This is a genomic window from Streptomyces sp. NPDC054932 (assembly GCF_053610205.1).
In genome coordinates, this window is the sequence record NZ_JBSGXU010000283.1 from 1 (window position 1) to 7,749 (window position 7,749).

Annotated in this window: 8 protein-coding genes; 2 read left to right on the plus strand and 6 right to left on the minus strand. The window is 68.8% G+C overall.

Going from position 1 to position 7,749, the window contains the following annotated elements; genetic code table 11:
- Positions 1-394 precede the first annotated feature (394 nt).
- From ACWGE1_RS38720 to thyX, 3 genes are all read right to left on the minus strand, one after another.
- Entirely contained in the window at positions 395-2,080 is a 1,686-nt protein-coding gene (locus ACWGE1_RS38720; protein ID WP_453425163.1) for a ribonuclease J, read from the minus strand.
- Between the two features lie 124 nt (positions 2,081-2,204).
- Positions 2,205-3,104, minus strand: a complete 900-nt coding sequence (gene dapA, locus ACWGE1_RS38725) for a 4-hydroxy-tetrahydrodipicolinate synthase (RefSeq protein ID WP_453425164.1) — start codon at positions 3,102-3,104, stop codon at positions 2,205-2,207.
- Positions 3,105-3,304: 200 nt separating this feature from the next.
- Positions 3,305-4,045, minus strand: a complete 741-nt coding sequence (gene thyX / locus ACWGE1_RS38730) for an FAD-dependent thymidylate synthase (protein ID WP_453425165.1) — start codon at positions 4,043-4,045, stop codon at positions 3,305-3,307.
- Between the two features lie 223 nt (positions 4,046-4,268).
- Here thyX and ACWGE1_RS38735 point away from each other — a divergent pair, with 223 nt between their 5' ends.
- On the plus strand, positions 4,269-4,508 hold the full coding sequence (locus ACWGE1_RS38735; RefSeq protein WP_453425166.1) for a hypothetical protein: 240 nt from the start codon (positions 4,269-4,271) through the stop codon (positions 4,506-4,508).
- Between the two features lie 48 nt (positions 4,509-4,556).
- Positions 4,557-5,123 carry a hypothetical protein gene (locus tag ACWGE1_RS38740; RefSeq protein WP_453425167.1) on the plus strand — a complete coding sequence of 189 codons (567 nt, stop codon included), beginning with the start codon at positions 4,557-4,559 and terminating at the stop codon, positions 5,121-5,123.
- Between the two features lie 35 nt (positions 5,124-5,158).
- On the opposite strand, the gene ACWGE1_RS38745 is transcribed toward ACWGE1_RS38740, so the two are convergent.
- The 3 genes from ACWGE1_RS38745 to ACWGE1_RS38755 form a co-directional block, all read right to left on the minus strand.
- Positions 5,159-5,611, minus strand: a complete 453-nt coding sequence (locus ACWGE1_RS38745; protein WP_393783672.1) for a tetratricopeptide repeat protein — start codon at positions 5,609-5,611, stop codon at positions 5,159-5,161.
- Positions 5,612-5,627: 16 nt separating this feature from the next.
- A complete protein-coding gene (dapB, locus tag ACWGE1_RS38750; protein ID WP_453425168.1) occupies positions 5,628-6,380 on the minus strand; it encodes a 4-hydroxy-tetrahydrodipicolinate reductase in 753 nt (250 codons plus the stop codon).
- 26 nt (positions 6,381-6,406) lie between these two features.
- Positions 6,407-7,749 (minus strand): M16 family metallopeptidase (locus tag ACWGE1_RS38755; protein ID WP_453425169.1); only part of this gene is annotated, 1,343 nt, incomplete at its 5' end.

The window sequence follows — 7,749 nt, forward strand, 5'->3', positions numbered from 1 at the left end:
CACCCTCAGCAACATCGGCTGGGGCTTTCCTCCGGGCTTTCGTTCTGTTCTTCGTTTCCGACTCTATCAGACTCTTTCGTGTCCGACTTCCTCGGTGCTTTCCAGGTCTTCGCTTTCGCGCTTTCCCTTTCCGGCGGTTCCAACCTTACCAGACCATTTCCGTGCCGATTCCGGCTCGGATTTGAATTGGTGGCCGTTGGACGGGCCTTTCCCTTTCGGGCGGATCAGACTTTATCAGGTCTCCCTGGGTCTTGATTCCCACCCGCCCGCATGACCCGTCCGGACACACGTGTGTGCCGGGGTGCCGTGCGAGGTGGAGACGTAAACGTACTGGAGCGGGGCCCCCGGATGCAAATCCGGTTGCCCCGCTCCCGTCGTGTCGCTACGGCGGGGGTCAGACCTCGACGACGACCGGGAGGATCATCGGGCGGCGGCGGTAGCCGTCCGAGACCCACTTGCCCATCGTGCGGCGGATGAGCTGCTGGATCTGGTGCGGCTCGGCCACGCCGTCGGCCGCGGCGCGGGCGATGGCTTCCTCGATCTTCGGGATGACCGAGGCGAAGGCCGAGTCGTCGATGCCGGAACCGCGGGCCTGGATGTTCGGGCCGGTCACGACCTTGCCGGTGCTGCTGTCCACCACGACGTAGACCGAGATGATGCCCTCGTCACCGAGGATCCGGCGGTCCTTGAGCGAGGCCTCCGTGACGTCGCCGACCGAGAGGCCGTCCACGTACACGTAGCCGGCCTGGACCTTGCCGGAGATGCGGGCCTTGCCGTCGATCAGGTCGACGACCACGCCGTCCTCGGCGATGACGATGCGGTCCTTCGGGACGCCCGTCATGGCGCCGAGCTCGGCGTTGGCGCGCAGGTGGCGCCATTCGCCGTGGACCGGCATGAGGTTGCGCGGCTTGCAGATGTTGTAGAAGTACAGCAGCTCGCCGGCCGAGGCGTGGCCGGAGACGTGCACCTTGGCGTTGCCCTTGTGCACGACGTTGGCGCCCCAGCGGGTCAGGCCGTTGATCACGCGGTAGACCGCGTTCTCGTTGCCCGGGATCAGGGACGACGCCAGGATCACGGTGTCGCCGGGGACGATCCGGATCTGGTGGTCGCGGTTCGCCATGCGGGACAGGGCCGCCATCGGCTCGCCCTGGGAGCCCGTGCAGACCAGCACGACCTCGTCGTCCGGCAGGTCGTCGAGGGTCTTGACGTCGACGACGAGACCGGCCGGGACCTTCAGGTAGCCCAGGTCACGGGCGATTCCCATGTTGCGGACCATCGAGCGGCCGACGAAGGCGACCCTGCGGTCGAATTCGTGGGCGGCGTCGAGGATCTGCTGGATGCGGTGCACGTGGCTGGCGAAGGACGCCACGATGATCCGCTTCTGGGCGCTCGCGAAGACCCCGCGGATGGCGTTGGAGATGTCGCGCTCGGGCGGGACGAAGCCCGGGACCTCGGCGTTCGTGGAGTCGGAGAGAAGGAGGTCGATGCCCTCTTCACTCAGACGCGCGAAGGCGTGCAGGTCGGTGAGGCGGTTGTCCAGCGGGAGCTGGTCCATCTTGAAGTCGCCGGTGGCCACGACCATGCCGGCGCCGGTGCGGATGGCCACGGCCAGGGCGTCCGGGATGGAGTGGTTGACCGCGATGAACTCGCAGTCGAACGGGCCGAGGGCCTCGCGCTCGCCCTCCTTCACCTCGAGGGTGTAGGGGCGGATGCGGTGCTCCTGGAGCTTCGCCTCGATGAGGGCCAGCGTCAGCTTGGAGCCGATCAGCGGGATGTCCGCCTTCTCCCGGAGGAGGTAGGGGACGGCACCGATGTGGTCCTCGTGGCCGTGCGTGAGGACGATGCCGTCGATGTCGTCGAGGCGGTCCCGGATGGACGAGAAGTCCGGCAGGATCAGGTCGATGCCCGGCTGCTCCTCCTCGGGGAAGAGGACGCCGCAGTCGACGATCAGCAGACGGCCGTCGTACTCGAAGACGGTCATGTTGCGGCCGATCTCGCCGAGACCACCCAGGGGGGTGACTCTGAGGCCGCCCTTGGGCAGCTTCGGCGGCGGACCGAGTTCCGGATGCGGATGGCTCAAAAGTGTCTCCTCACCACGCACGCCACGTACCCCGGAAGGCACGTGGCGCGCATGTCATTCGTGCACTTGCTGTTGTCTGTTCGTATTCGTTTGTTCGTGCTTATTCAGTTGTGAAGTCTGTTTGTCAGAGCTGTACCCCGCCGGCGGCAAGGTCGATCTTGAGCTGGGCCGTCTCTTCGGCGGTCAGCTCGATCAGCGGGAGCCGCAGCGGGCCCGCGGGCAGGCCCTGCAGGTTCAGTGCGCCCTTGGTGGTCATCACACCCTGGGTGCGGAACATGCCGGTGAAGACCGGGAGCAGCTTCTGGTGGATCTCTGTCGCCTTCTGGACGTCTCCGCCCAGGTGGGCCTCCAGCATGGCGCGCAGCTCGGGGGTGACCACGTGGCCGACCACCGAGACGAATCCGACCGCGCCGACCGACAGGAGCGGCAGGTTCAGCATGTCGTCGCCCGAGTACCAGGCCAGGCCGCTCTGCGCGATGGCCCAGCTGGCGCGGCCGAGGTCTCCCTTGGCGTCCTTGTTGGCAACGATACGGGGGTGCTCGGCCAGCCGGACCAGGGTTTCGGTGTCGATCGGGACACCACTGCGGCCGGGGATGTCGTAGAGCATCACCGGCAGACCGGTGGCGTCGGCGATCGCCGTGAAGTGCCGGAAGAGGCCTTCCTGCGGCGGCTTGCTGTAGTACGGGGTGACGGCGAGCAGGCCGTGGGCGCCGGTGCGCTCGGCCTGGCGGGCCAGCTCGAGGGTGTGGCGGGTGTCGTTGGTACCGATGCCGGCGACCACGTGGGCGCGGTCCCCGACGGCTTCGAGTACGGCTCGTACGAGGTCGTTTTTCTCCGCGTCGGTGGTGGTCGGCGACTCACCGGTGGTGCCGTTGACGATCAGGCCGTCGTTGCCTGCGTCCACCAGGTGGACGGCGAGCTGCTGCGCGCCGTCGAGGTCGAGTGCGCCATCCGCCGTAAACGGCGTGATCATGGCGGTGAGGACCCGCCCGAAGGGGGTCTGCGGAGTCGAGATCGGAGCCATGGGTAACACGCTACTCGCTGCCATGCTCGCGGTGTCCCCTCGGGGGACGTCAACGGGGTGTTGGACGCCGGCACTGCCTGCTCGGGGGTTCAAGCAGTGCCGGGTCCGTTTGATCAGCCTAGATGAACTTTACGAAACGTCGCAATACGGACACTTAGGACTTAACGCCGTACATCAGTACGCCGCGGGTGTACCAGCCCTTACGGGGCAACGCGACCGTTGCCGTTGTAGGCCGCGTACGTCAGCGGCATGAGCCTCGCCCAGTGCTGCTCCATCTTCTCGCCGACCATCTCGATCTCCCGCTGCGGGAAGGACGGGACGGCCGCGAGCTCGTGCTGCGTCCGCAGACCGAGGAAGTGCATCAGCGAGCGCGCGTTGCAGGTGGCGTACATCGAGGAGAAAAGACCGACCGGCAGGACCGAACGGGCCACCTCCCGGGCCACGCCCGCGGCGAGCATCTCGCGGTAGGCCTCGTAGGCCTGCACGTAGGAGTCCTCCATGACGCGACCGGTGAGCTCCTGCTGCGCCTGGGTGCCCTCGACGAAGACGTACTTGCCCGGGCGGCCCTCCTGGACCAGCTTGCGCTCGGCGTCCGGGACGTAGAAGACCGGCTCGAGCTCCCTGTAGCGGCCCGATTCCTCGTTGTACGACCAGCCCACGCGGTGGCGCATGAACTCGCGGAAGACGAAGATCGGGGCACTGATGAAGAAGGTCATCGAGTTGTGCTCGAAGGGGCTGCCGTGGCGGTCGCGCATCAGATAGTTGATGAGGCCCTTGGAGCGCTCCGGGTCCTTCTGCAGCTCCTCCAGGGACTGCTCGCCGGCCGTGGAGACGCGAGCGGCCCACAGCACGTCGGAGTCGGCGGCGGAGTGCTTCACCAGCTCCACCGTCACGTCGCTGCGGAAGCTGGGTTTCAGATCTGAAGCGGCGGTTTCGCTCACCGGGGGTCCTTCCAAACGTGCGTCCTGGGGCGCGCCCACTCTACGGCGCCCCTCGCCGGGCCCATGCCGACGCACGCGGCGCACGGGGTGCACGAGGAGCCGCGCACAGCTGACGCACAGCCATGAATTTTTCCTAATGTCCCGAAATCCGGCACCGTTTGAGCGGCTCGTACGTCCTACCTAGGAGAACGCACACCCATCCACCCCGAGGAGATTCGCTCTGATGTTCCTCCGGCGCGAACCCGTTCCGTTCGCCTTCGTCTCCGAGGCCGACCGTTTCCGAAGCAACGTCACTCCGCCGCCGCGCGAGCGGCTGGGCCGGACCCAGTTGGCCGCCCGTACTCTGGTCGGACTGACCGTGGTTGCGGGGCTCGCCGGCTCACTGCTCTTCGGTATGCCCGCACTGCAGCCGAGCAAGGCACCAGAGAAGTCGCAGCAGTCGGAGGCGTCCCAGGGGCGGTAGCCTCACGGGCACAGCCCAACCGAACGTGCATGTGAGTGAGGTCCAGCCGTGCCCCTGCCCTTCCTGACGGCCGACGGCGTATCCGATGTGGATGACGACGGCGACGGCGACGAGATCCTGGCCCATGCCGACGAGGACCGCTGGCGCCGGCCCTACCGGCCCGGCCCCTGGCGCGTGGGCATCGGAGCACTGCTGCTCCTGCTGTCGGCCTTCATGCTGCTGGCCACGATGATCGTCGCTTTCGCGGGCGGCTGGGGCGGGGCCCTGGTCTGCCTGATCGCCGCCCTCACGGTCGTCGGTTCCGCGGTGCAGACCCTGCGCGTCGGCGTATGGGTGAGCCCCGCCGGGCTGCGGCGGGTCGGGTTCTTCGTCACCCGGACCACCGCGTGGAGCGAGATCGGCGAGCTCCGTACGGTGCAGCAGCCGGTGCGCCTGCTCGGGCTGCCGAGGACCGTGCAGGGGCAGGCGCTGACGATGTCGGGGCAGGGCGGGGCCGAGCCCGCGGCGCTGCTGACCGACCACGACGCCGACTTCCTGTCGCGGACCGAGGCCTTCGACCGGGCCGCCGACACGCTGGGGGCCTGGGCCGACGAGTACCGGCCCGTGGCCGCCTGACCGGCCGCGGACGCCCCCGGAAGCCCGTGCAGGGATCAGACCTGTACGGGCTTCTTCTCGTGCAGGGCGATCGCGCGCTGCATCGCCTTGCGCGCCCGCGGGGTGTCCCGGGCGTCGTGATAGGCGACGGCGAGCCGGAACCAGCTGCGCCAGTCCCCCGGCGCGTCCTCGGTCTCGGCCTTGCGGCGCGCGAAGACCTCGTCGGCGGAGTCCCGCAGGATCCGCCCGTACGTGTCCCGCTCCAGCTCGTCCACGGGCAGTCCGCCCTCGGCCTCCAGCTCGGTCGCGAGGAGGTTGGCCCGCGTGACGAACCGGGTGTTCTGCCAGAGGAACCAGACACCGATGACCGGCAGGATCAGCACGGCCACCCCGAAGGTGACGGTGAGCAGGGTTCCGTGCTGGATCAGCATCAGGCCCCGGCTGCCGACCAGGACGAAGTAGACCACCAGGACGGCGGCCGTGAGGAAGTACGTGATCTTCGCGCGCATCGTGAAATCAGTCCGGTCAGCCCAGGTCGAGGAAGTGTTCCAGGCCGAAGGTGAGGCCCGGGGTCTGCGTCACGCGGCGCACACCGAGCAGGATGCCCGGCATGAAGCTGCTGTGGTGCAGGGAATCGTGACGGATGGTCAGGGTCTCGCCCTCACCGCCGAGGAGCACCTCCTGGTGGGCCAGCAGGCCGCGCAGGCGGACGGCGTGCACCGGAACGCCGTCGACGTCCGCGCCGCGCGCCCCGTCGAGGGCGGTGGCGGTGGCGTCGGGCTGGGCGCCGAGGCCGGCCTCGGCGCGGGCGGCCGCGATGAGCTGCGCCGTACGGGTCGCCGTGCCGGAGGGGGCGTCGACCTTGTTGGGGTGGTGCAGCTCGACGACCTCGACGGACTCGAAGTAGCGCGCGGCCTGGGCGGCGAACTTCATGGTGAGGACGGCGCCGATGGAGAAGTTCGGGGCGATGAGCACACCGGTCTCCGGCGAGCCGGCGAGCCAGGTGTCCAGCTGGGCGAGGCGGTCCTCGGTCCAGCCGGTGGTACCGACCACTCCGTGGATGCCGTGGCGGATGAGGAAGTCCAGGTTCCCCATCACCGATGCCGGGGTGGTCAGCTCGACCGCGACCTGGGCGCCGGCCTCGGCCAGCGTCTCCAGCTTGTCGCCGCGGCCGAGCGCCGCCACCAGTTCCATGTCCTCGGCGGCCTCGACCGCCTTGACGGCCTCGGCGCCGATCCGGCCCTGGGCCCCGAGGACTGCCACGCGCAGCTTGCTCATATCGCTTCCTTACTTGCCGTACGGAACTAGGCGACCGCTTCGTCGAGACGGGCGGCCTGCTTCTCCTTCAGCGGGCCGATCACCGCGAGCGAGGGCCGCTGTGCCAGTACATCCTGTGCGACCGAGCGGACGTCGTCCGGGGTCACGGCGGCGATCCGGGCCAGCATGTCGTCGACCGACATCTGGTCGCCCCAGCACAGCTCGCTCTTGCCGATGCGGTTCATGATCGCGCCGGTGTCCTCCAGACCGAGGACGGTGGATCCGGAGAGCTGGCCGATGGCCCGCTTGATCTCCTCGTCGGCCAGACCGACGGTCGCGACCTTGTCGAGCTCGTCGCGGCAGATCCGGAGCACGTCGTGCACCTGGTTGGGGCGGCAGCCCGCGTACACGCCGAAGAGACCGGTGTCGGCGAAGCCCGAGGTGTACGAGTACACGCTGTAAGCCAGGCCGCGCTTCTCCCGGACCTCCTGGAAGAGGCGCGAGGACATCCCGCCGCCGAGGGCGGTGTTCAGTACGCCCAGCGCCCAGCGGCGCTCGTCCGTACGGGCGAGGCCCGGCATGCCGAGGACCACGTGGGCCTGCTCGGTCCTGCGGTTCACCAGGTCGACGCGGCCGGCGGTGCGGATGCGCTTCGTCCCGGTGCGCGGGCCGATCGGCTCGGCGTCGGTGCGGGTCAGCGCGCCGGCCTTCTCGAAGGCGGCGCGGACCTGGCGTACGACCTTGTTGTGGTCGACGTTGCCGGCGGCGGCCACGACCAGGTGGGTCGGGTCGTAGTGCTTCTTGTAGAAGCGGCGGATCCGGTCGGCGCCGAGCGCGTTGATCGTGTCGACGGTGCCGAGGACCGGACGCCCCAGGGGGGTGTCCCCGTACATGGTCTGCGCGAACAGGTCGTGCACCATGTCGCCCGGGTCGTCCTCGGTCATGGCGATCTCTTCGAGGATGACACCGCGCTCGGCGTCGACGTCCTCCTCGCGGATCAGCGAACCGGTGAGCATGTCGCAGACCACGTCGATGGCCAGCGGCAGGTCGGTGTCGAGCACCCGGGCGTAGTAGCAGGTGTACTCCTTCGCCGTGAAGGCGTTCATCTCGCCGCCGACCGCGTCGATCGCGGAGGAGATGTCGAGGGCCGTGCGCTTGTGCGTGCCCTTGAAGAGGAGGTGCTCCAGGTAGTGCGTGGCGCCGTTCAGCGTGGGCGTCTCGTCACGGGAGCCGACGTGCGCCCAGATGCCGAAGGTGGCGGAGCGGACGGAGGGCAGCGTCTCGGTGACGATGCGCAGTCCGCCGGGCAGGACCGTGCGCCGGACGGTGCCGATGCCGTTGCTGCCCTTGAGGAGGGTTTGGGTACGGGCGACGGCCCGCCCCTCCGAAG

Coding starts and splice junctions, on each gene's coding strand:
- ACWGE1_RS38735 (WP_453425166.1), top strand. CDS start 4,269: ATGTTCCTCCGGCGCGAACCCGTTCCGTTCGCCTTCGTCTCCGAGGCC.
- ACWGE1_RS38745 (WP_393783672.1), bottom strand. CDS start 5,611: ATGCGCGCGAAGATCACGTACTTCCTCACGGCCGCCGTCCTGGTGGTC.
- dapA (WP_453425164.1), bottom strand. CDS start 3,104: ATGGCTCCGATCTCGACTCCGCAGACCCCCTTCGGGCGGGTCCTCACC.
- dapB (WP_453425168.1), bottom strand. CDS start 6,380: ATGAGCAAGCTGCGCGTGGCAGTCCTCGGGGCCCAGGGCCGGATCGGC.